Source organism: Enterobacter cloacae complex sp. ESBL7 (genome assembly GCF_041679625.1).
Classification (GTDB): domain Bacteria; phylum Pseudomonadota; class Gammaproteobacteria; order Enterobacterales; family Enterobacteriaceae; genus Enterobacter; species Enterobacter asburiae_B.
In genome coordinates this window covers 158,622-179,614 of record NZ_JBGORN010000003.1, presented here as the reverse complement: position 1 = coordinate 179,614, position 20,993 = coordinate 158,622, and the positions used below count along the sequence as shown (strand labels likewise).

General features: G+C 54.8%; 20 protein-coding genes and 1 riboswitch. Of the genes, 9 read left to right on the top strand and 11 right to left on the bottom strand.

Annotated features, from left to right (window positions below):
- Positions 1–13: 13 nt before the first annotated feature.
- The 4 genes from thiQ to sgrR all read right to left on the bottom strand — a co-directional run bounded on the left by thiQ (position 14) and on the right by sgrR (position 5,092).
- The gene (thiQ, locus tag ACERY3_RS14220) at positions 14–715 is read right to left on the bottom strand and encodes a thiamine ABC transporter ATP-binding protein ThiQ (RefSeq protein WP_373225896.1); all 702 of its coding nucleotides are present in this window, start codon (positions 713–715) and stop codon (positions 14–16) included.
- The gene (gene thiP / locus ACERY3_RS14215) at positions 699–2,309 is read right to left on the bottom strand and encodes a thiamine/thiamine pyrophosphate ABC transporter permease ThiP (protein WP_373225895.1); all 1,611 of its coding nucleotides are present in this window, start codon (positions 2,307–2,309) and stop codon (positions 699–701) included. The genes thiQ and thiP overlap by 17 nt, the downstream gene beginning before the upstream one ends.
- Positions 2,285–3,268: a thiamine ABC transporter substrate binding subunit gene (gene thiB, locus ACERY3_RS14210; protein ID WP_069303662.1), complete on the bottom strand. Its 984-nt coding sequence runs from the start codon at positions 3,266–3,268 to the stop codon at positions 2,285–2,287. The genes thiP and thiB overlap by 25 nt, the downstream gene beginning before the upstream one ends.
- Before the next feature lie 31 nt (positions 3,269–3,299).
- Positions 3,300–3,400: riboswitch (TPP riboswitch) on the bottom strand.
- Between the two features lie 36 nt (positions 3,401–3,436).
- On the bottom strand, positions 3,437–5,092 hold the full coding sequence (gene sgrR / locus ACERY3_RS14205) for an HTH-type transcriptional regulator SgrR (RefSeq protein WP_224979375.1): 1,656 nt from the start codon (positions 5,090–5,092) through the stop codon (positions 3,437–3,439).
- Positions 5,093–5,180: 88 nt separating this feature from the next.
- On the opposite strand from sgrR, the gene sgrT reads away from it, so the two are divergent.
- Complete coding sequence (gene sgrT / locus ACERY3_RS14200) at positions 5,181–5,333, top strand: glucose uptake inhibitor SgrT (protein ID WP_032665133.1); 153 nt, start codon at positions 5,181–5,183, stop codon at positions 5,331–5,333.
- A 119-nt stretch (positions 5,334–5,452) separates the two neighbouring features.
- Positions 5,453–6,631, top strand: coding sequence for a sugar efflux transporter (locus ACERY3_RS14195; RefSeq protein ID WP_319876567.1), 1,179 nt, complete (start codon positions 5,453–5,455; stop codon positions 6,629–6,631).
- A gap of 48 nt (positions 6,632–6,679) precedes the next feature.
- Here the strand turns inward: ACERY3_RS14195 and ACERY3_RS14190 are convergent, their stop codons facing one another.
- The 7 genes from ACERY3_RS14190 to leuL form a co-directional block, all read right to left on the bottom strand.
- Entirely contained in the window at positions 6,680–7,261 is a 582-nt protein-coding gene (locus ACERY3_RS14190; RefSeq protein WP_045400998.1) for a cytochrome b/b6 domain-containing protein, read from the bottom strand.
- Positions 7,262–7,367: 106 nt separating this feature from the next.
- Positions 7,368–8,258: a cation diffusion facilitator family transporter gene (locus ACERY3_RS14185; RefSeq protein WP_167818877.1), complete on the bottom strand. Its 891-nt coding sequence runs from the start codon at positions 8,256–8,258 to the stop codon at positions 7,368–7,370.
- Between the two features lie 162 nt (positions 8,259–8,420).
- Entirely contained in the window at positions 8,421–9,026 is a 606-nt protein-coding gene (leuD, locus tag ACERY3_RS14180; protein WP_373225894.1) for a 3-isopropylmalate dehydratase small subunit, read from the bottom strand.
- Between the two features lie 10 nt (positions 9,027–9,036).
- Positions 9,037–10,437, bottom strand: a complete 1,401-nt coding sequence (gene leuC, locus ACERY3_RS14175; protein WP_196354876.1) for a 3-isopropylmalate dehydratase large subunit — start codon at positions 10,435–10,437, stop codon at positions 9,037–9,039.
- A gap of 2 nt (positions 10,438–10,439) precedes the next feature.
- The gene (gene leuB, locus ACERY3_RS14170; protein ID WP_047060144.1) at positions 10,440–11,531 is read right to left on the bottom strand and encodes a 3-isopropylmalate dehydrogenase; all 1,092 of its coding nucleotides are present in this window, start codon (positions 11,529–11,531) and stop codon (positions 10,440–10,442) included.
- Complete coding sequence (gene leuA / locus ACERY3_RS14165; protein WP_029741222.1) at positions 11,531–13,102, bottom strand: 2-isopropylmalate synthase; 1,572 nt, start codon at positions 13,100–13,102, stop codon at positions 11,531–11,533. The genes leuB and leuA overlap by 1 nt, the downstream gene beginning before the upstream one ends.
- Before the next feature lie 91 nt (positions 13,103–13,193).
- Entirely contained in the window at positions 13,194–13,280 is an 87-nt protein-coding gene (gene leuL / locus ACERY3_RS14160) for a leu operon leader peptide (RefSeq protein WP_071786497.1), read from the bottom strand.
- Between the two features lie 588 nt (positions 13,281–13,868).
- Here leuL and leuO point away from each other — a divergent pair.
- The 7 genes from leuO to ftsL all read left to right on the top strand — a co-directional run bounded on the left by leuO (position 13,869) and on the right by ftsL (position 20,979).
- The gene (gene leuO / locus ACERY3_RS14155; protein ID WP_045888154.1) at positions 13,869–14,831 is read left to right on the top strand and encodes a transcriptional regulator LeuO; all 963 of its coding nucleotides are present in this window, start codon (positions 13,869–13,871) and stop codon (positions 14,829–14,831) included.
- A 379-nt stretch (positions 14,832–15,210) separates the two neighbouring features.
- On the top strand, positions 15,211–16,935 hold the full coding sequence (gene ilvI, locus ACERY3_RS14150) for an acetolactate synthase 3 large subunit (RefSeq protein WP_236902391.1): 1,725 nt from the start codon (positions 15,211–15,213) through the stop codon (positions 16,933–16,935).
- Between the two features lies 1 nt (position 16,936).
- Entirely contained in the window at positions 16,937–17,428 is a 492-nt protein-coding gene (gene ilvN / locus ACERY3_RS14145; protein ID WP_023310389.1) for an acetolactate synthase small subunit, read from the top strand.
- 179 nt (positions 17,429–17,607) lie between these two features.
- Positions 17,608–18,615, top strand: coding sequence for a catabolite repressor/activator (gene cra / locus ACERY3_RS14140; RefSeq protein WP_058840535.1), 1,008 nt, complete (start codon positions 17,608–17,610; stop codon positions 18,613–18,615).
- Between the two features lie 599 nt (positions 18,616–19,214).
- The gene (gene mraZ, locus ACERY3_RS14135; RefSeq protein ID WP_021240528.1) at positions 19,215–19,673 is read left to right on the top strand and encodes a division/cell wall cluster transcriptional repressor MraZ; all 459 of its coding nucleotides are present in this window, start codon (positions 19,215–19,217) and stop codon (positions 19,671–19,673) included.
- Between the two features lie 2 nt (positions 19,674–19,675).
- The gene (gene rsmH, locus ACERY3_RS14130) at positions 19,676–20,617 is read left to right on the top strand and encodes a 16S rRNA (cytosine(1402)-N(4))-methyltransferase RsmH (protein WP_021240527.1); all 942 of its coding nucleotides are present in this window, start codon (positions 19,676–19,678) and stop codon (positions 20,615–20,617) included.
- Positions 20,614–20,979 carry a cell division protein FtsL gene (gene ftsL / locus ACERY3_RS14125; protein WP_008501989.1) on the top strand — a complete coding sequence of 122 codons (366 nt, stop codon included), beginning with the start codon at positions 20,614–20,616 and terminating at the stop codon, positions 20,977–20,979. Before rsmH ends, ftsL begins: the two co-directional genes overlap by 4 nt.
- The last annotated feature ends 14 nt before the right edge of the window (positions 20,980–20,993 follow it).

Sequence of the window (20,993 nt, the reverse complement as noted above, 5' to 3'; positions counted from 1 at the left end):
GTGGGAGAGGGCATCAGACGGCACGAATGCCCAACAGTGAAGACGCCCCCGCCTTACCGCTCAGCAGTTCTTCTGTTTTTCCATCCCACAAAATACGCCCTTCGGCAATCACCACCGATCGCGGGGCGATGCGGGCAGCATCCTCAATACTGTGTGAAACCATCAGCATCGTCAGCTGCTGGCGCTGACAGACGTCCTGCACCAGGGCGAGCATCTCCAGGCGCAGCGCGGGATCGAGCGCCGAGAACGGCTCATCCAGCAGCAGGATCGGCTGCTCGCGCACCAGGCATCGCGCCAGCGCCACGCGCTGACGCTGGCCGCCGGAAAGCTCACCCGGCAGCCTGTCGATGAACTCGTTGATCCCCATCTGGGCGGCAATGATCTCCAGCTTCTGGCGCTGGGCATCGTTCAGCCTGAGTCCCGGATGCATTCCCAGCGCGATGTTTTGCCGCACCGTCAGGTGGGTAAACAGGTTGTTTTCCTGAAACAGCATTGAGACAGGACGTTTTGCAGGCGGCGTGTGGGTATGATCGTGATTGTTAATGACGATCGCGCCGCTTGCCGGCTGCAGAAAACCCGCAATCAGATTAAGCAGCGTGCTTTTTCCCGCGCCGCTTGGGCCAAGCACGGCGATCATCTCCCCCTGGCGCGCGGAGAGCGTGAAGCGCATCGGCAGATGCTGGTAAAGCCAGGTTACATCAGTCAGTTTTAACATCACGCCCCGGAAGTTTTTCGATAACGGTAAATAAGGCAAAGCACAGCAGCAGCAGCAGCAGCGCGGTGACCGCGCCGTCCTGACTGCGATAAGAGCCGATCTGCTGATAGAGCCAGTATGGCAGCGTGCGGAAATCGTCATTGCCAAAGAGAGCCACCACGCCAAAATCCCCAATCGACAACACGCAGGCAAACGCCAGCGCCTGCGCCAGCGGACGTTTCAGCGCGCGCAGTTCGACCACCTTCAGCCGCTGCCAGCCCTGCATGCCCAGCGACTGGCACAGCAAACCGTAGCGGCTGTTGACGTCGCGCATCGGGTTTTCCAGCACTTTGAGCGCGTAAGGAATGGCCATCAGGGCGTTGGTGAAAATCACAATGCCATCGGCCCTTTCCGGCAGGCCGACGGTGCTGTTGAACAGTAAAAAGAAGCCCGTCGCCAGCACGATGCCCGGCATCGCCAGAATCAGCATGCCCGTCAGCTCCAGCGCCTGTCCGGCCTTTTGGGCCTGCCGTGCGTAGAGTTCGCGGCTGCTCCACAGCAGCATCATGGTCAGCATGACGCACAGTAACCCTGCCGCCAGCGCGATACGCAGCGAGGTCCAGGTCGCCTGCCAGAGGACGGGCTGTTGCAGGACGGAGATGAGATTGAGGTTCAGCCCGTCAACGATAACGGCCATCAGCGGCGGCAGCAGAAGCAGGAGCGCCAGCGCGATCAGGATAAAATCGGTAACGCGGCTGTGCAGGCTGTCCTGCGGATCGCGCCAGCCGGTTATTTGATTGCTGCCAGGGGGAATGGCTTTACTCAGCCGCTGGCTCAACAGCACCAGCACAAGGCAGCACGCCATCTGCACCATCGCCAGCAGCGCGGCGCGACCGGGATCGTAGTCGTAACTCAGCGCCTGGTAAATCGCCAGCTCAATGGTGGTGGCCTGCGGCCCGCCGCCGAGCGACAGCACGGTGGCAAAGCTGGCAAAGCAGAGCATGAAGATTAACGCCGCGACGGGCGGGATCTGGCGGCGCAGCCACGGCCATTCGACAAAGCGGAAGAACGACACGCCGCGCATGCCGAGCTGGGCGGCAACCTGACGCTGTTCGCCGGGTATGTTTTCCAGCGCCTGCAAAAAGAGGCGCGTTGCCATCGGCATATTGAAAAAGACGTGCGCCAGCAGAATGCCCTGCAGGCCGTAAGGAGAGAATGACCATTCCAGACCAAGCTGACCGAACAGCGAAGCCAGCCAGCCCTGGCGACCGTAAACGCTCAGAATACCAAATACCGCCACCAGCACGGGCAGGATCAGCGTCATGGCGCACAGGCGCAGCAGTGCCAGCCTGCCGGGGAAGCGCCGCCGATACAGGGCGCGAGCAAGAAAAATAGCCGGGAGCACCGACAGCAGGGCTGAGAGAGACGCCTGCCAGAAGGAGAAACGGATAACGTGCCAGAGGTAGCTGTCGTGCCAGAGGGCGAGCAGGTCGCTCTCTGGCGCGTTGAACCACAGTGCAAGAAAAGCCCCCAGGCTGACCGCCACCATCACTGTGGCGGCGAGCAGCCCGGGAAGTAACCAGCCGGGAATCAACGGCTGACGGCGCGTTGCCATTCACTTACCCATGCTGCACGCTGCGCGGCGACCTGCTGCGGCGTAAACTCCAGCGAGGTTTTTGGTTTGGTCAGCTGCTCGAAACCTGCGGGCAGCGCAACGTTCGTGACCGGATACATCCAGTTGCCTGCGGGAATCGCATTCTGGAACGCCGGTGAAACCATAAACTTCAGGAACTTCTCGGCCAGCTCCGGCTGCTTGCTGGCGGCGGTACGCGCGGCGACTTCCACCTGCAGATAGTGCCCTTCAGCAAAATCAGCGGCAGCATAGTTATCTTTCTTCTCGGCGATGATGTGGTAGGCCGGAGAGGTGGTGTAGCTCAGCACCAGATCGCTTTCACCTTTCAGGAACAGGCCATAGGCTTCGCTCCAGCCTTTGGTGACGGTGACGGTTTTGGCGGCCAGTTTCTGCCACGCCTCCGGCGCTTTATCCCCGTAAACCTTTTGCATCCACAGCAGCAGGCCCAGGCCTGGCGTACTGGTGCGCGGATCTTCATAAATCACGCGCCATTTCTGGTCACTTTCGACCAGCTCTTTCAGGCTTTTCGGCGGGTTTTTCAGCTTATTTTTGTCGTAAACAAAAGCAAAGTAGCCATAGTCGAACGGCACAAAGGTGTCGTTTTTCCAGCCGCCCGGCACGTTAACGGCATCTGCCGCTACGCCGCTTTTGGCAAACAGTTTGGTTTGCGAGGCGGCTTCCAGCAGGTTGTTATCCAGCCCGAGCACCACGTCGGCCTTGCTGTTTTTCCCTTCCATGCGCAGACGGTTGAGCAGCGATACGCCATCTTCCAGCGCCACGAACTTCAGCTCGCAGTTACAGTCCGCTTCAAAGGCTTTTTTAACCACCGGGCCAGGGCCCCAGTCGGCAGAGAAGGAGTCATAGGTGTAGACCGTCAGGACGGGCTTGGCAAAAGCAGGCAGCGCAAACAGCGCCAGCAGGGGAAGAACTTTTTTTAACACTTTGCACCTCAAAGTTGAGTGGCAAAGGATTTTGAGAGACAGCCTCAAATCCCTTCGCCGGCGTTATCCGGATCAGGTTCGACGGGTATTATCTCAGCGCACATCTGTGATGCAGCACCCCGTTGAGAACGGCGCTATTGTAATGATTTGGTGAATATTACGAAAGCGTTATGGCTCCGGCGGCGCAAACCAGGCGGATTTAAAATCAAACCAGCCCAGGGTGTTCATCCGCAGGCCGCGCATGCTGCGCTGGCCCTGGATCATCAGCCAGTGGTGGATCAAGGGTACGATCGCCTGCTCGGCCAGAAGCTGCTGGCACCATGCTGCAAGATTCATTTCGCCCGCGCGCCACAGGGCGGCATCCTGCTGCCAGTCACGGTCGATGCAGTGCTGGATCAGCGGGACTTCATACAGATGCGAGAAAAGCGAAAAATCGAGCGGCAGGGTAAAGTTGGCGCTGTTGAGCCAGATATCACTGGCGATCTCCCCCTGATGCCATTCGTCATAGTCCACTTCCCTGACCTCTAACCTGACCCCCTCGGCTGCCAGCAGCCGGGTCATGATTCTGGCGATAAAACGATGCTCCACGTGCTCGCGGTAGTAGGTCAGGGTGATGGACTCCAGCCCTGCGGGTTTGTCGCAGTGCACCGGGCGGGCGTGGTGCCAGCGCGGAAGCAGGCCGTACGCCGGGAACCAGTATGTCTGGTACTGCTCTTCCGCATGGTAAATCAGATTGGAAGGGGACAAAACGTGGCTAACCCACTTGCGGACGGCCTGATTTGCTCCACGGTGGGTGCGGCGGTCAAACAGGAGATAGTAACACCCTTCCTCGAGGCGACTCTCAACGGCTTTTTCTCCCGTGGTAGGGCCTTCCAGCGTCAGCCCGCAGCTCAGGTCTTCATTGAGATCCGGTAATACCCAGACGTTCACTTCGTCGATCAGCGCCCGATAGCCAAAGTAGTCGTCGAACGCGCGGATTTTCAGCTGGTTGCTGTTATTGCGGGACACGGAGTAGGGCCCGGTGCCAATCGGCAGGCTGGCAAAATTGTTCATTGATTCCCACTCGCCGGGCAAAATCATCGACGGCACGTAGCCCAGCAGCCAGGGAAGCCACTTATCCTGCTGCGACAGCTCAATATCCAGCGTCCAGGCCGTGGGCGAGTGGACGCGGGAGATATGCGAGTAGAGCGGTAGCCTGCGGGCACGTTCCAGAGAGGCGATGACGTCGTGCATTTCCAGCTCGCGGCCGTGGTGAAAATGGATGCCGGGGCGTAAAAAGAAGCGCCAGTGGCGCGGGGAAAGCTGCTGCCAGTGGTGCGCGATATCCGCCTCCAGTTCCCCGTTTTCCTCATTTATCCGCGTCAGGCCGCTAAAGATTTGCCGGGCCATGTGGGTTTCAGAGCGGCGTAAGGCCGTGCCGGGCAATAGATTTTTCATCGGACGGTAGTAGAGCACCCGCAGAATGTGTCGGCCCTGACGAAAGCTGCGCCCGAGATGGGAAACCAGCATCTGGCGCACGGCGGCTTTGTCGCCAACCAGCTGTACCAGCTGATCGATGCGGTCCTGCTCGAGCAGATCTTCCGCGCGCTGCTGCTGCAGCGCCAGCCCGGTATAGAGGAAGGTCAGCCGCGAACGTTTGCCGCGTCCCGCCTCCGCTTCCCAGCTTAACCAGCCCTGCTGCTGCATGGTGTTGAGCAGCGTGCGCATATGGCGGCGGGAGCAGCTAAGCAGGTCAGCCAGCTCGTTGAGCGTGGTCTCCTGCGATTGCCCCTCGCAGCACTGCCAGAGGCGGATAAACTGTTGTTGCAGACGACCGGAAGGCATAAAAGGGGAACTCCTGACAAAAAACCAGCAATTTATTTATCCCTATATTAGGCCAATAATTCTCCTCGATGAAGCGAGGAGGTAAATTATGAAGAGGTCTACCGCACGTCAGTTTTATCAGCAGTACTTTTCAGCGACAAAGGGATCGTCCTGGCTGGCCCGCCGGTGTGCAGAGCAACGGCTGAAAACGTTAGAAGAATTGATGCAGTGGGACGTTACAGCCCCGACCTCTTCCCGCTAACTCGCCTCGATCATGTGTGACTGAGTATTGGTGCTTATCACCCGCCAGCAAAATGTTTTTGCTGGCTTTTTTCGTTTACTATTCACCCAATTTCGATTCGCTTTCACAAGGACTTGCGCATGCTGTGGTTGATGACGATGGGGAGACGCCTGAACGGCGTGTATGCCGCTTTTATGCTGGTGGCCTTTATGATGGGCGTGGCGGGGGCGCTGCAGGCGCCGACGCTGAGCCTGTTTCTCAGCCGCGAGGTGGGGGCGCAGCCGTTTTGGGTCGGCCTGTTTTACACCGTTAACGCCATTGCCGGGATCCTGGTCAGCCTCGCGCTGGCGAAACGATCGGACAGCCAGGGCGATCGCCGCAGGCTGATCCTTTTTTGCTGCGCCATGGCTGTGGGCAACGCGCTGCTCTTTGCCTTCAACCGTCATTATCTGACGCTCATTACCTGCGGCGTGCTGCTGGCTTCGCTGGCGAACACCGCCATGCCGCAGCTGTTCGCGCTGGCCCGTGAATATGCGGATAACTCGGCGCGTGAAGTGGTGATGTTCAGCTCGGTGATGCGCGCCCAGCTTTCGCTGGCGTGGGTCATTGGCCCGCCGCTGGCCTTCATGCTGGCGTTGAACTACGGCTTTACCACCATGTTTTCCATCGCCGCCGGGATTTTTGTCATCAGCCTGGCGCTGATTGCCTTCGCGCTGCCGTCCGTGGCGCGCGTCGAACAGACGACGGATAAACCTGTCACCGAAGTGAGCGGCTGGCAGGACAAAAACGTCCGCATGCTGTTTATTGCCTCCACGCTGATGTGGACCTGCAACACCATGTACATCATCGATATGCCGCTGTGGATCAGCAGCGATCTGGGCCTGCCGGACAAGCTTGCGGGGATCTTGATGGGCACTGCCGCCGGGCTGGAAATCCCGGCAATGATTCTGGCGGGTTACTACGTTAAGCGCTTTGGAAAGCGCAGGATGATGATCGTCGCCGTGGCGGCCGGGGTGCTGTTCTACGCGGGGCTGATCCTTTTCCATTCGCGGGAAGCGTTGCTGGCGCTGCAGATGTTTAACGCCGTGTTTATTGGGATTGTTGCCGGGATCGGCATGCTCTGGTTTCAGGATCTCATGCCCGGCCGTGCCGGCTCGGCGACCACGCTTTTTACCAACAGCATTTCAACCGGGGTGATTCTGGCGGGCGTGATTCAGGGGGCGCTGGCGCAAAGCTACGGGCATGCGTCTGTCTACTGGATGATTGCGGCGCTATCCGTCGTGACGCTTCTGCTGACCTGCCGCGTAAAAGACGTGTGATCGGATGAACGAAACGGAGCCCGGGAACGCCGGGCTCTGTGAACCGTTTTATTCTGAATACTGATATTTACGCTGCGCGCGTAGCGTCAGGTACATATGAACGAGGCCCATGAAACCGTGTGCCCAGAAATATGTCTCAATAAAGACCGTCAGGAATTTATGCAAATCTAAGACGGATTCCGTGACGGACGATACCGGCCCGAGCGTGGCGTTCAGCACGAACCAGGCCGCGCCGCAGAGTGCAACGCCCAGCAGCGCCAGCACGCCCAGACCTTGCACCGTTGCTGCCATACCGCCGGCATGCGCGTCAGGAAGCTGACGCTGCGCGAGGGTGCGAATATCGTCAACAATTCCGCGAAAATCCAGCGCCAGCCAGGCGAAGTAATACTTAAATCCGCGCTGGGTTAACATCCATGCCATCATGGCAATGCCACAAAAAATTAAACCAAACCCGGAGATAACATGGATCCAGGTGACAATTCCGTTCAGCCCGGATTCGTGGAGGGCTTCACTTTCGGTGAAATTAGAATTGATAATCTGGGCGAGGACCAGTACGGCCACAAGAATGTGCAGTATGCGAAGAAAAGGCGTTTCTTTATGGGGAAGCGTATCGCGTAATGTTGGTTTCATCGCTTTTTACCTCAAAAATGAGAGAGCTGATGCGATGCAGTGTGACGCAGATTAATTAACGAAACCTTAACGGTCGGTTGCGTCACACTGTATTTATGCGTTCCGGTTAGTGGGCAGGATCAATATGCGTCATCACGTTCAGCACATTGAATTTTTGCATCACGTTATTTCTGGCATTCACGGCAATCTGATGTCCTTCTTTTACGCTTAATTCGCCGTTCACTTCAAGATGGACATCGACAAGGGCTAAATCGCCCATCTTGCGTGTTTTTAAATCATGGAGTCCGGTGACGCCCTCGGTTGCGAGAAGACACGTTTTGATGTCGTGCTCCAGCTCGGGCTCAAGCGAACGGTCCATCAAATCGTGCAGGGCATCGGCAGAAAATTTGTAACCCATGTGGGCGATGAATACTCCGACAATCAGGGCCGCAATGAGGTCCATCGCGTGAAAGCCCACTAAATTCCCGGCAATGCCGATGGCGACAACCACTGACGACGCTGCGTCAGAACGGGCATGCCAGGCATTGGCTATCAGCAGCGAGGACTGAATACGTTTTCCCGTGGCAAACATGTATCTGAACAGGCTTTCCTTCACCACCAGCGCCAGTATCGCCACCCACAGCGCGGCCCCTTTCACCAGCTGATGCGTCTCGGGGTGAAGCAGTTTATTGCCTGCGGACCAGAGCATCCCTACCCCCACAAGCAGCAGAATAGCGCCAATAATGAGCTTTGCACCGTTTTCGAAACGCAGATGACCGTAATGATGATCGATATCAGAGGCTTTCTGACTCTTTTTATTCGCAATCAGAACGACAAAGTCGGAGGATAAATCGGAAAGAGAATGAATCCCATCAGCAATTAAACCTTGTGAGCCGGAAAATATTCCTGCAACTATCTGAAAGGCGGTGAGTAAACTATTTATTATTACGCTCACTAATGTGCATTTATGTATTTCCCGAGAACGGATATGAGACTCATTGCCATTTTTCTTTTCCATGATTATTTCCGCTGCCAGCTGATTGAGCGATTATTTTGCGCACGGAACATTAAATTGACATTAAATATAACGTCATTATTGGCTGGGTTTGGGAAGTATTTACAGAAGGAGGCGGGTATCGGGATAAAACGCGGCCTGCAGAGTGGACTGCAGGCCGGAGGATTATTTCATAAATGCGGGCTGTTTGTTTTCGTAAGCGGCAATCGCCGCGTCGTGCTGGAGGGTTAAACCAATGCTGTCCAGACCGTTCAGCATGCAGTGACGGCGGAACGCATCAATGCTGAAGCTGTAGGTCTTATCCCCGGCTTTCACCACTTCGGCTTCCAGATCCACTTCAAACGAAATGCCCGGATTCGCCTTAACCAGCGCGAACAACTCATCGACCTGTTCATCGCTCAGCGTGACGGGCAGCAGCTGGTTGTTGAAGCTGTTACCGTAAAAAATATCCGCGAAGCTTGGGGCAATGACCACTTTAAAACCGTAGTCGGTGAGCGCCCACGGCGCGTGCTCACGGGATGAGCCGCAGCCAAAGTTTTCGCGTGCCAGCAAAATGGAGGCGCCTTTGTATTCCGGGAAGTTCAGAACGAATTCCGGATTAGGCGCTTCGCCCTTATCGTCCAGGAAACGCCAGTCGTTAAACAGATGTGCGCCGAAACCGGTGCGCGTCACTTTCTGCAGAAACTGTTTTGGAATAATAGCGTCAGTATCGACGTTAGCGGCGTCCAGCGGGACAACCCGGCCCGTATGTTGGGTAAATTTCTCTGCCATGATTGTCTCCTTATTTCAGGCTGCGAATATCGGCGAAATGGCCGGTGACTGCCGCAGCGGCGGCCATTGCCGGGCTGACCAGATGGGTGCGCCCACCGCGGCCCTGACGGCCTTCAAAGTTACGGTTGCTGGTGGAGGCGCAGCGCTCGCCCGGATTCAGGCGATCGTTGTTCATGGCCAGACACATGGAGCAGCCGGGCAGACGCCACTCGAAGCCCGCTTCGATAAAGATCTTATCCAGACCTTCGGCTTCCGCCTGGGCTTTCACCGGGCCGGAGCCAGGTACTACCAGTGCCTGCACGCCTGGCGCCACTTTGCGGCCTTTGGCAATCTCGGCTGCGGCACGCAAATCTTCGATACGGGAGTTGGTGCAGGAACCGATAAAGACTTTATCAATGGCGACATCGGTCAACGGCACGCCGGGCTTCAGCCCCATGTAGGCCAGCGCTTTTTCCGCACTGGCGCGCTCGACCGGATCGGTAAAGGATGCCGGGTCAGGGATATTGTCGTTAACGGAAATCACCTGGCCCGGATTGGTGCCCCAGGTCACCTGCGGCGCAATCTCTTCTGCCTGAAGAGTGACGACGGTGTCAAAGGCTGCGCCATCGTCGGTTTTCAGGGTTTTCCAGTACGCTACCGCGTTGTCAAAATTCTGACCTTTCGGCGCGTGCAGACGACCCTTCACGTAGTTGAAGGTGGTTTCGTCCGGCGCGACCAGACCGGCTTTTGCGCCCATCTCAATCGCCATATTGCACAGGGTCATGCGTCCCTCCATGCTCAGCGCCTGGATGGCTTCCCCGCAGAACTCAACAACGTGACCGGTGCCGCCTGCGCTGCCGGTTTTACCGATGATGGCCAGCACGATGTCTTTTGCGGTAATACCCGGTGCGGCTTTACCCTTCACTTCAATCTTCATGGTTTTGGCGCGGCCCTGTTTCAGGGTCTGCGTTGCCAGCACATGTTCCACCTCGGAAGTGCCAATCCCGAACGCCAGAGCGCCAAACGCGCCGTGGGTCGCGGTATGGGAGTCACCGCAGACGATGGTCATGCCCGGCAGGGTGATCCCTTGCTCAGGCCCCATCACGTGGACGATGCCCTGATACGGATGGTTCAGGTCGTACAGCTCAACGCCAAACTCGTTGCAGTTCTTAATCAGCTCCTGCATCTGGATACGCGCCATCTCACCCGAGGCATTAATGTCTTTGGTCTGGGTGGAAACGTTGTGATCCATCGTCGCGAAGGTTTTACCCGGCTGACGTACCGGACGCTTGTGCGCGCGCAGGCCGTCAAATGCCTGCGGAGAGGTCACTTCGTGTACCAGATGACGGTCAATGTACAGCAGCGGGGTTTCGTTTGGTGCCTCGTAAACAACGTGCGCATCAAACAACTTTTCATATAACGTCTTAGCCATGATTACACCCCTTCAGCGACATAGCGGGCAATGATGTCGCCCATTTCATCGGTACTGACTGCCGCCGTGCCGCGTGCTAAATCGCCGGTACGGACGCCTTCTTCTAACGCCCGGTTAATGGCGTTTTCAATTGCGGTTGCCGCCTCGCCTGCATCCAGGCTGTAGCGCAGCAGCAGGGCCAGGGAGAGGATCTGCGCAATCGGGTTAGCAATATTTTTGCCGGCGATATCCGGCGCGGAGCCGCCCGCAGGCTCGTACAGGCCAAAGCCTTCTTCATTCAGGCTTGCAGAGGGCAGCATGCCCATCGAGCCGGTGATCATCGCGCATTCGTCAGAGAGGATATCGCCGAACAGGTTGGAGCACAGCAGCACGTCAAACTGGGACGGATCTTTAATCAGCTGCATGGTCGCGTTGTCGATGTACATGTGCGACAGCGCGACGTCCGGGTACTGCTTAGCGACTTCGCTGACGATCTCGCGCCACAAAATGGAAGACTGCAGCACGTTCGCTTTATCAATGGAGGTCACTTTATGGCGGCGTTTGCGCGCCGACTCGAACGCGATGTGGGCGATACGCTCGATTTCGAAACGGTGATACACCTCGGTATCGAACGCTTTCTCGTGTTGTCCGCTGCCTTCGCGTCCTTTTGGCTGACCGAAATAGATCCCGCCGGTCAGTTCACGCACGCACAGAATGTCGAAACCATTGGCGGCGATATCCGCGCGCAGCGGGCAGAACTCTTCCAGACCCTGATACAGCTTCGCCGGACGCAGGTTGCTGAACAGTTTGAAATGTTTACGCAGCGGCAGCAGCGCGCCGCGTTCTGGCTGCTCTGCCGGCGGCAGGTGTTCCCATTTCGGGCCACCGACGGAACCAAACAGCACGGCATCAGCATTTTCGCAGCCTTCCACGGTCGCTTTTGGCAGCGGCGTACCGTGGTTATCAATCGCAATACCGCCCACATCGTAGTGGCTGGTGGTGATTTTCATCGCAAAACGCGCGCGAACGGCTTCCAGTACTTTCAGCGCCTGTGCCATCACTTCCGGACCAATACCGTCGCCCGGCAACACAGCAATATGGTAATTCTTCGACATTACACGGTTTCCTTGTTGTTCTCTTTATTCTGAGCTTTGCGTTGCAACTCTTTTTCGACTTCGGCGGCGCGCCAGATGTTGTTCAACACGTGTACCATCGCTTTCGCGGAGGATTCAACGATATCGGTCGCCAGGCCCACGCCATGGAAGCGGCGGCCATTGTGGGTAACAACAATGTCGACCTGACCCAGTGCATCTTTGCCGTGGCCCTTGGCCGTCAGGTCATATTTCACCAGCTCAACGTCGTACTCGGTGACGCGATTAATCGCCTGGTAGATGGCATCGACAGGGCCGTTACCGTTAGCGGCCTCTGCTTTAATTTCATCGCCGCAGGCCAGTTTGACCGAGGCGGTGGCGATGTCGCTGGAGCCGGACTGCACGTTGAAGTAATCCAGACGGAAGTGCTCCGGCTCTTCCTGCTGCTTGTTAATAAAGGCCAGCGCTTCCAGGTCATAGTCGAACACCTGGCCTTTTTTGTCGGCCAGCTTCAGGAACGCGTCGTACAGCTGGTCCATGTTGTAATCGCTGTCCTTATAACCCATCTCTTCCATACGATGTTTAACCGCCGCGCGACCGGAACGGGAGGTCAGGTTCAACTGCACCTGATTCAGGCCGATGGATTCCGGGGTCATGATTTCGTAGTTTTCACGATTCTTCAGGACGCCATCCTGGTGAATACCGGAGGAGTGCGCGAAGGCGCCGGTACCGACAATTGCTTTGTTAGCCGGAATGGGCATGTTGCAAATCTGACTGACGGTCTGGCTGGTGCGCCAGATTTCGTTGTGATTGATGCGGGTGTGCACGTCCATGATGTCTTTGCGCACTTTGATCGCCATGATCACTTCTTCCAGCGAACAGTTGCCCGCGCGTTCGCCGATACCGTTCATCGCGCCTTCTACCTGACGCGCGCCAGCGTGGACGGCGGCGATGGCATTGCCTACGGCCAGACCCAAATCATCATGGGTGTGGACGGAGATAATTGCTTTATCAATATTCGGCACGCGGTCATACAGGCCGGTGATGATGTTGGAGAACTCAAACGGCATGGTGTAGCCGACGGTGTCCGGGATGTTGATGGTTTTCGCGCCCGCGTTGATGGCGGCTTCCACAACGCGCGCCAGGTCTTCGATTGGCGTACGGCCCGCATCTTCACAGGAGAACTCAACGTCATCGGTATAGTTGCGTGCGCGTTTAACCATGTAGACCGCGCGCTCAATCACCTCATCCAGCGTGCTGCGCAGCTTGGTTGCGATGTGCATAGGCGAGGTAGCAATAAAGGTGTGGATACGGAACGCTTCGGCGACCTTCAGCGACTCGGCGGCGACGTCGATGTCTTTCTCTACGCAGCGCGCCAGGGCACAGACGCGGCTGTTTTTAATGGTGCGCGCAATGGTCTGTACGGATTCGAAATCACCTGGGGAAGAGACAGGGAAACCGACCTCCATCACGTCAACACCCATACGTTCGAGAGCCAGCGCGATCTGCAGTTTCTCTTTTACACTCAGGCTTGCCTGTAATGCCTGTTCACCGTCACGTAAAGTTGTATCGAAAATAATGACTTGCTGGCTCATGGGTTAGGTCCTTGTCAGTCTTAGGGCGCCTTGCTACGAGCATAAAAAAACCCGCGCAGTGGCGCGGGTTTCTAGTCTTACTGGTGACGATTCAACGCTGAATTTCGCCCGCCAGTCTACCGCGCACAGTGGATGCGTTTAGTAGTAGTAGACCGGTGAAACGAATGGTGCGTGTCATGAATCGTGCTCCGTTAAATTCAATATGCTTTTAGTGGTACTGGATACGGTTGTTCATGTCAACCCCTGAGGGTGAAAACGGGCCCGACAGACGGAATCAACAGGGTATTCACTTTAGCTAATTGTGCTGGTTTTAGCTTTTTTGACCCGATTAATTGTCTAATTTTGGACTTGAGAAAAGAGTTGCAGAAACCAATAAATATAAATGTTTAAAAATGAGTGAAATGTTTTGAAGAGGATGCCTGGTGCTTAAAGGGTTTTGATATCATAAAGTTATAAATGCAGTGAATCTATTTCGAAACGCTGAAAAGCGAACAGGGATAACAGGTTGTTAACTAACTGTAGGGCGATAGTAATAACAGTTTAATAATACTTAAGTCATCATTAACCTGACGGTAATTGTATATTGGTTTGATTTATGGTTTCATTTAAATCCTAAAGTCAAACATATCAGTTTTGCTCATTAATTTTCGTTAATATAAAGTCTTTATTTATTCCGAATTTTAAATAATTCTCTTTCGCTGATCGTATTTGCATGATAAATGATATTTTTCAAGATTATTACCGTACGTTAGCAAAGGGGTGTAGCGTGACAGTGGAGTCAGAAGTGCCAGAAAATAATATTAAACAACCTCAAGCTACTGATGGGATTAAACCGCAGTTACGCACGGTGGATCTGAATCTTCTGACGGTGTTTGATGCTGTCATGCAGGAACAGAATATCACCCGCGCTGCCCAAACCTTGGGGATGTCACAACCTGCCGTGAGTAATGCCGTTGCCAGGCTTAAGCTTATGTTTAACGACGAATTATTTGTTCGCTACGGGAGGGGGATCCAGCCTACGGCGCGCGCATTCCAGCTGTTTGGCTCCATTCGTCAGGCGTTGCAACTGGTCCAAAATGAGCTGCCAGGATCGGGCTTTGAACCCTTAAGCAGCGAGCGCGTATTCCATCTTTGCGTCTGTAGCCCTTTAGATAATTATTTAACGTCGATTATCTATAATAAAGTTGAAGAGATCGCACCAAATATCAATCTTGTTTTTAAATCATCCCTGAATCAAAACACAGAACATCAGTTACGCTATCAGGAGATCGAATTCGTTCTGGGGTATGAAGAGTTCCGTCGTCCGGAATTTTCCTGCGTGCCGCTGTTTAAAGATGAAATGGTTTTGGTCGCCAGTAAAAAACACCCGCGCCTGAATTCTCCGCTGCGAGAAAACGATGTTTATAACGAGCAGCACGCCGTTGTTGCGCTCGACAGATATGCTTCCTTTAGCCTGCCGTGGTATGACACTGCGGATAAACAGGCGAGCGTGGCTTATCAGGGCATGGCCATGGTCAGCGTATTAAACGTGGTTTCCCAGACACAGCTGGTGGCAATTGCGCCGCGCTGGCTGGCAGAAGAGTTTTCTGACCCTTTAAATCTGCAAATTTTGCCTCTGCCGCTCAAGCTAAATAGCCGTACCTGTTATCTTTCCTGGCATGAAGCAGCGGGCCGGGATAAAGGACATCAGTGGATGGAAGAGTTGCTGGTTGGCATCTGTCGCCGGTAAACGCATCAGGATAAATCGCATCGGGTTATGTGATTTATCCTGAGTTTTTTTAGATAACTACTATTTTGTTCTGTGATGATTTTTTTTGGCTGCTCTACGGCACGCAAAAATAGATGATTTCCTGCATTGTCGCGCTTTTCAGCGATGATTTATCACCTCATTCTCTATTCCCAGAGGAATTAACCATATCTTCTGTGAACGGCTGCTTTTTCTGCTTTACGCACCGTTTATCTCCCCGGGTTTGCTAATTGCCTGCCTCATAACGAGCGGTTAAGGTAAAGAACACTCTGCAAAATATAAGATTGGTTCATCCCAATCGTAAGACGGTGCGGAAATGAATTCGCCAGTCCGTCTATAACAAAATGCCTGGAGGCAAAGCATGGAGATGTTGTCTGGCGCGGAAATGGTCGTTCGGTCGCTGATCGATCAGGGCGTAAAGCAAGTGTTCGGCTACCCTGGCGGTGCGGTTCTCGATATTTATGATGCGCTGCATACGGTTGGGGGCATTGACCATGTTCTGGTACGTCACGAGCAGGCGGCGGTACACATGGCTGACGGCCTGGCACGTGCGACGGGTGAAGTGGGCGTGGTGTTAGTCACGTCTGGCCCCGGCGCGACAAACGCCATTACCGGGATTGCGACGGCCTATATGGACTCTATCCCGCTGGTGATCCTCTCCGGGCAGGTGGCAACCTCACTGATTGGCTACGATGCGTTTCAGGAGTGCGACATGGTTGGGATTTCGCGTCCCGTTGTGAAGCACAGCTTCCTGGTCAAGCAAACAGAAGACATTCCCGGCGTATTGAAAAAAGCCTTCTGGCTGGCGGCGAGCGGACGTCCGGGACCGGTGGTGGTCGATCTGCCTAAAGATATTCTCAACCCGGCAAACAAGCTGCCTTATGTCTGGCCGGAATCGGTCAGCATGCGTTCTTATAACCCCACAACGCAGGGGCATAAAGGTCAGATCAAGCGAGCGTTGCAAACGCTTCTGGCAGCCAAAAAACCGGTGGTCTATGTCGGTGGCGGGGCGATCAACTCTGCCTGTGAAGACCAGCTTCGTGAACTGATTGAAAAGCTTAACCTTCCCGTTGCGTCGTCGCTGATGGGGCTGGGGGCGTTTCCTGCCACCCATCGTCAGGCGCTGGGGATGCTGGGTATGCACGGTACTTATGAAGCCAACATGACAATGCATCATTCCGATGTAATCTTTGCCGTCGGCGTGCGCTTTGACGATCGCACCACCAACAACCTGGCAAAGTATTGCCCGAACGCTACCGTGCTGCACATTGATATCGATCCAACGTCAATTTCAAAAACGGTGTCGGCTGATGTGCCGATCGTCGGTGACGCCCGGCAGGTTCTGGAGCAAATGCTGGATCTGCTGACCCAGGAGAGTGCAACCCAGCCGCTGGATGAGATCCGCGACTGGTGGCAGCAGATTGAGCAGTGGCGCGCGCGTCAGTGCCTGAAATATGACACGCAAAGTGAAAATATTAAGCCGCAGGCGGTCATTGAAGCGGTGTGGCGACTGACGAAAGGTGAGGCGTACGTGACCTCAGACGTGGGGCAGCATCAGATGTTTGCCGCCCTGTATTACCCGTTTGATAAACCGCGACACTGGATCAACTCCGGTGGTTTGGGAACCATGGGCTTTGGTCTGCCTGCCGCGCTGGGCGTGAAGCTGGCGCTGCCGAACGAAACCGTCGTCTGCGTGACGGGGGACGGCAGTATTCAGATGAACATTCAGGAGCTGTCTACCGCGCTGCAATATGAACTGCCCGTACTGGTGCTGAACCTGAATAACGGGTATCTCGGTATGGTGAAGCAGTGGCAGGATATGATCTACTCTGGCCGCCACTCTCAGTCATACATGAAATCGCTGCCGGATTTTGTTCGTCTTGCTGAAGCTTACGGCCATGTAGGCATGCGGGTGACCGATCCGGCTGAGCTGGAAACGAAGCTCGCGCAAGCGCTTGAGCACGTTAAAAACAACCGCCTCGTCTTTATGGATGTGATTGTTGATGGGACCGAGCACGTTTATCCGATGCATATTCGTGGTGGTGGTATGGATGAAATGTGGTTAAGCAAAACGGAGAGAACCTGATATGCGCCGGATATTATCTGTTTTACTGGAAAACGAGTCTGGCGCACTGTCGCGCGTCATTGGCCTTTTTGCGCAGCGCGGCTATAACATTGAAAGCCTGACCGTTGCCCCAACGGAAGACCCGACGCTGTCGCGCATGACGATCCAAACCGTCGGCGATGCCAAAGTGCTTGAGCAAATTGAAAAACAGCTGCATAAGCTGGTCGACGTACTGCGCGTGAGTGAGCTGGGGCAGGGGGCCTACGTTGAACGTGAGGTCATGCTGGTGAAAATTCAGGCCAGTGGCTACGGGCGTGATGAAGTCAAACGCAATGCGGATATTTTCCGCGGACAAATTATCGACGTCACGCCTTCTCTTTATACTGTGCAGCTGGTCGGGACAAGCGACAAGCTGGATGCTTTCCTCGCGTCCGTGCGGGACGTTGCAAAAATTGTCGAGGTGGCGAGATCGGGTGTCGTAGGTCTGTCACGCGGCGAGAAAATCATGCGTTAGTTGTCAAAAAGGTTCGCCTCTTTCTGCCCGGTCACCAAAGCCGGGCTTTTTTTTGCGTAATCAGCCGACAACGCAGATAAAAGCGGTTGCCGCGAAGTCTTTTCTGCGTTTAGATGTTAAAAGATTTAACCATAACCTTGACAGGGCCATGGACTCTTTTCTTTTTTTAAGGGGCAATTGTGAAACTGGATGAAATCGCCCGGCTAGCCGGCGTCTCACGAACAACGGCCAGCTATGTGATTAACGGTAAAGCAAAGCAGTACCGTGTCAGCGACAAGACCGTTGAAAAAGTTATGGCGGTGGTTCGTGAGCATAACTACCATCCGAATGCTGTCGCAGCCGGTCTGCGTGCCGGGCGTACCCGCTCTATTGGTCTGGTGATCCCAGACCTGGAAAACACCAGCTATACCCGTATCGCCAACTATCTTGAACGTCAGGCGCGCCAGCGCGGCTATCAACTGCTGATTGCCTGCTCGGAAGACCAGCCCGACAACGAAATGCGTTGCATTGAGCATCTGCTCCAGCGCCAGGTGGATGCCATCATCGTGTCGACCTCCTTGCCGCCAGAGCATCCGTTCTACCAGCGCTGGGCGAACGACCCGTTCCCAATCGTTGCGCTGGACCGCGCGCTCGATCGCGAGCATTTCACCAGCGTCGTGGGTGCGGATCAGGATGATGCCGAAATGCTGGCCGCAGAGCTGAGAACGTTCCCCGCTGAAACGGTGCTGTATCTTGGCGCGTTGCCCGAGCTTTCCGTGAGCTTCCTGCGTGAGCAGGGATTCAGAGCCGCCTGGAAAGACGATCCGCGCGAGGTTCACTACCTCTATGCCAACAGCTACGAACGTGAAGCCGCAGCGCAGCTGTTTGAGAAATGGCTGGAAACGCATCCGATGCCTCAGGCGCTGTTCACTACGTCATTTGCGCTGTTGCAGGGCGTCATGGATGTGACCTTACGTCGTGAAGGTAAACTGCCCTCCGACCTGGCGATTGCCACGTTCGGGGATAATGAGCTGCTCGACTTCCTGCAGTGCCCGGTGCTGGCGGTAGCACAGCGTCACCGCGATGTGGCTGAACGCGTGCTTGAGATTGTGCTGGCAAGCCTGGATGAGCCGCGCAAACCGAAGCCGGGTCTGACGCGTATCAAACGTAATCTCTACCATCGCGGAATTTTAAGCCGCCAAAAATGAAATGACCGGGGCGGAGAAATCTGCCCCATTTTGTTGTGATTATTCGTGCAGATAATTCCCGGAGAGAAATTAGGATAATTCTTGCGGGATCGTAATCGCCTATTTTTTTAATTCATTCTGGCTTTTAAATTGTCCTTTAAAAGAACGTCCGGGCGATTTTAAACAGCTATCTTTGTATTATTTTGTTACAAACCATCATCGGTCGATGAATATTCAGACGTTTTTCCTCTTACTGCTCCAGCTTACGTGGCAACCTCCGCGCTTACCGGGCACCTGGATGAATCTGGCGCTGTTATCCCCTGAGAATCTGTCATAAAATGCTGCCCGCGTCGCAAACTGACACTTTATATTTATCTGCGATGATATTGAGTGAGCTTTAACGCTAGTGTGCATATTCGGTTTTTTTCTTACAAATATTCATAACGTTAATTTTGCCTCGCCAGTTGTGCAGTTATTAACCAGGACTGTTTATCTCTGTAAATAGAGGGCTTTCGGGTCCTTATAGGGAGAGTCCTGGCTTGACAAGCTTTTCCCTCGCTCCGTAAACTCCTTTAGGTGGGAGTTTGTGGGTTAAAGTGGTGAGGAGGGGTGAGACTGGCATGTTCCGTGGAGCTACGTTAGTCAATCTCGACAGTAAAGGGCGTTTATCGGTACCAACCCGATACCGCGACCAGCTGATTGAGAACGCTGCGGGTCAAATGGTTTGCACCATTGACATTAACTCCCCCTGCCTGCTGCTTTACCCCTTGCCTGAATGGGAAATTATTGAGCAAAAGCTGTCGCGACTGTCGAGCATGAACCCGCAGGAACGCCGCGTGCAGCGGCTGTTATTGGGACATGCCAGTGAATGTCAGATGGATAACGCAGGGCGGTTACTGATTGCCCCTGTGTTGCGGCAACATGCCGGTCTGACCAAAGAAGTGATGCTGGTCGGGCAGTTCAACAAGTTTGAACTGTGGGATGAAACGACCTGGTATCAACAGGTCAAGGAAGATATCGACGCTGAGCAGTCTGATTCCGCGACATTATCGGAACGGCTGCAGGACTTGTCTCTATAAATATGATGGAAAATTATAAACACAAAACGGTGTTACTGGACGAGGCCGTTAACGGCCTGAATATTCGTCCGGATGGCATCTACATTGATGGCACGTTTGGTCGCGGTGGTCACTCGCGTTTGATTCTCTCCCAGCTTGGAGAGGAAGGACGTCTGCTGGCAATCGATCGCGATCCGCAGGCAATTGCCGTTGCACAAACCATCAATGACCCACGCTTTTCCATCGTGCATGGACCTTTCTCTGCGCTCGCGGATTATGTTGCCGAGCGTGGCCTGACGGGCAAGATCGACGGGATTCTTCTCGATCTTGGCGTCTCTTCACCCCAGCTTGATGACGCTGAACGTGGTTTCTCCTTTATGCGTGATGGTCCGCTGGACATGCGTATGGACCCGACGCGCGGTCAGTCTGCCGCTGAGTGGTTACAGACCGCTGACGAAGCCGATATTGCATGGGTCATCAAAACGTTTGGCGAAGAGCGCTTTGGCAAACGTATTGCGCGCGCCATCGTTGAGCGCAATCGCATTGAGCCCATGACCCGCACCAAAGAGTTGGCCGAAGTGATCGCGGCGGCGACACCGGTGAAGGATAAGCACAAACATCCCGCGACCCGTACCTTCCAGGCGGTTCGCATCTGGGTAAACAGTGAACTGGAGGAAATAGAGCTGGCGCTAAAAAGCTCGCTCGACGTGCTGGCCCCGGGTGGGCGGTTATCCATCATCAGCTTCCATTCGCTGGAAGACCGTATTGTGAAACGCTTTATGCGTGAGCAAAGCCGCGGTCCACAGGTGCCAGCGGGGCTGCCGATGACGGAAGAACAACTCAGGAAACTGGGTGGCCGTCAGTTGCGAGCATTAGGCAAGTTGATGCCGGGCGAAGAAGAAGTGGCAGAGAATCCACGCGCCCGTAGTTCAGTGCTGCGTGTTGCAGAGAGGACGAACGCATGATCGGCAGAGTGACAGAGACCCTAAGCAAAGTTAAGGATTCGTTAGGAAGCAACGAGCGCCATGCCTTGCCTGGCGTGATCGGCGACGATCTTTTGCGGTTTGGGAAACTGCCACTCTGTCTGTTCATTTGCATCATTGTCACGGCAGTTACGGTGGTGACCACCGCCCACCATACACGTTTATTGACTGCGCAACGCGAGCAGATGGTACTGGAACGCGATGCGCTGGATATTGAATGGCGAAATCTGATCCTTGAAGAAAACGCGCTCGGCGATCACAGCCGGGTTGAACGGATCGCAACGGAAAAGCTGCAGCTGCAGCATGTTGATCCTTCGCAGGAAAATATCGTAGTACAAAAATAAGGGAAAACGCGACG

What these genes read in the sequence shown, in the direction of transcription:
- thiQ (WP_373225896.1), bottom strand. Translation starts at nt 715, where the DNA reads ATGTTAAAACTGACTGATGTAACCTGGCTTTACCAGCATCTGCCGATG.
- ACERY3_RS14195 (WP_319876567.1), top strand. Translation starts at nt 5,453, where the DNA reads ATGCTGTGGTTGATGACGATGGGGAGACGCCTGAACGGCGTGTATGCC.
- ftsL (WP_008501989.1), top strand. Translation starts at nt 20,614, where the DNA reads ATGATCGGCAGAGTGACAGAGACCCTAAGCAAAGTTAAGGATTCGTTA.
- ilvN (WP_023310389.1), top strand. Translation starts at nt 16,937, where the DNA reads ATGCGCCGGATATTATCTGTTTTACTGGAAAACGAGTCTGGCGCACTG.
- mraZ (WP_021240528.1), top strand. Translation starts at nt 19,215, where the DNA reads ATGTTCCGTGGAGCTACGTTAGTCAATCTCGACAGTAAAGGGCGTTTA.
- leuB (WP_047060144.1), bottom strand. Translation starts at nt 11,531, where the DNA reads ATGTCGAAGAATTACCATATTGCTGTGTTGCCGGGCGACGGTATTGGT.
- sgrT (WP_032665133.1), top strand. Translation starts at nt 5,181, where the DNA reads ATGAAGAGGTCTACCGCACGTCAGTTTTATCAGCAGTACTTTTCAGCG.
- ACERY3_RS14190 (WP_045400998.1), bottom strand. Translation starts at nt 7,261, where the DNA reads ATGAAACCAACATTACGCGATACGCTTCCCCATAAAGAAACGCCTTTT.
- leuA (WP_029741222.1), bottom strand. Translation starts at nt 13,102, where the DNA reads ATGAGCCAGCAAGTCATTATTTTCGATACAACTTTACGTGACGGTGAA.
- ACERY3_RS14185 (WP_167818877.1), bottom strand. Translation starts at nt 8,258, where the DNA reads ATGGAAAAGAAAAATGGCAATGAGTCTCATATCCGTTCTCGGGAAATA.
- rsmH (WP_021240527.1), top strand. Translation starts at nt 19,676, where the DNA reads ATGATGGAAAATTATAAACACAAAACGGTGTTACTGGACGAGGCCGTT.
- leuL (WP_071786497.1), bottom strand. Translation starts at nt 13,280, where the DNA reads ATGACACGCACCATTCGTTTCACCGGTCTACTACTACTAAACGCATCC.
- thiP (WP_373225895.1), bottom strand. Translation starts at nt 2,309, where the DNA reads ATGGCAACGCGCCGTCAGCCGTTGATTCCCGGCTGGTTACTTCCCGGG.
- leuC (WP_196354876.1), bottom strand. Translation starts at nt 10,437, where the DNA reads ATGGCTAAGACGTTATATGAAAAGTTGTTTGATGCGCACGTTGTTTAC.
- sgrR (WP_224979375.1), bottom strand. Translation starts at nt 5,092, where the DNA reads ATGCCTTCCGGTCGTCTGCAACAACAGTTTATCCGCCTCTGGCAGTGC.
- ilvI (WP_236902391.1), top strand. Translation starts at nt 15,211, where the DNA reads ATGGAGATGTTGTCTGGCGCGGAAATGGTCGTTCGGTCGCTGATCGAT.
- leuD (WP_373225894.1), bottom strand. Translation starts at nt 9,026, where the DNA reads ATGGCAGAGAAATTTACCCAACATACGGGCCGGGTTGTCCCGCTGGAC.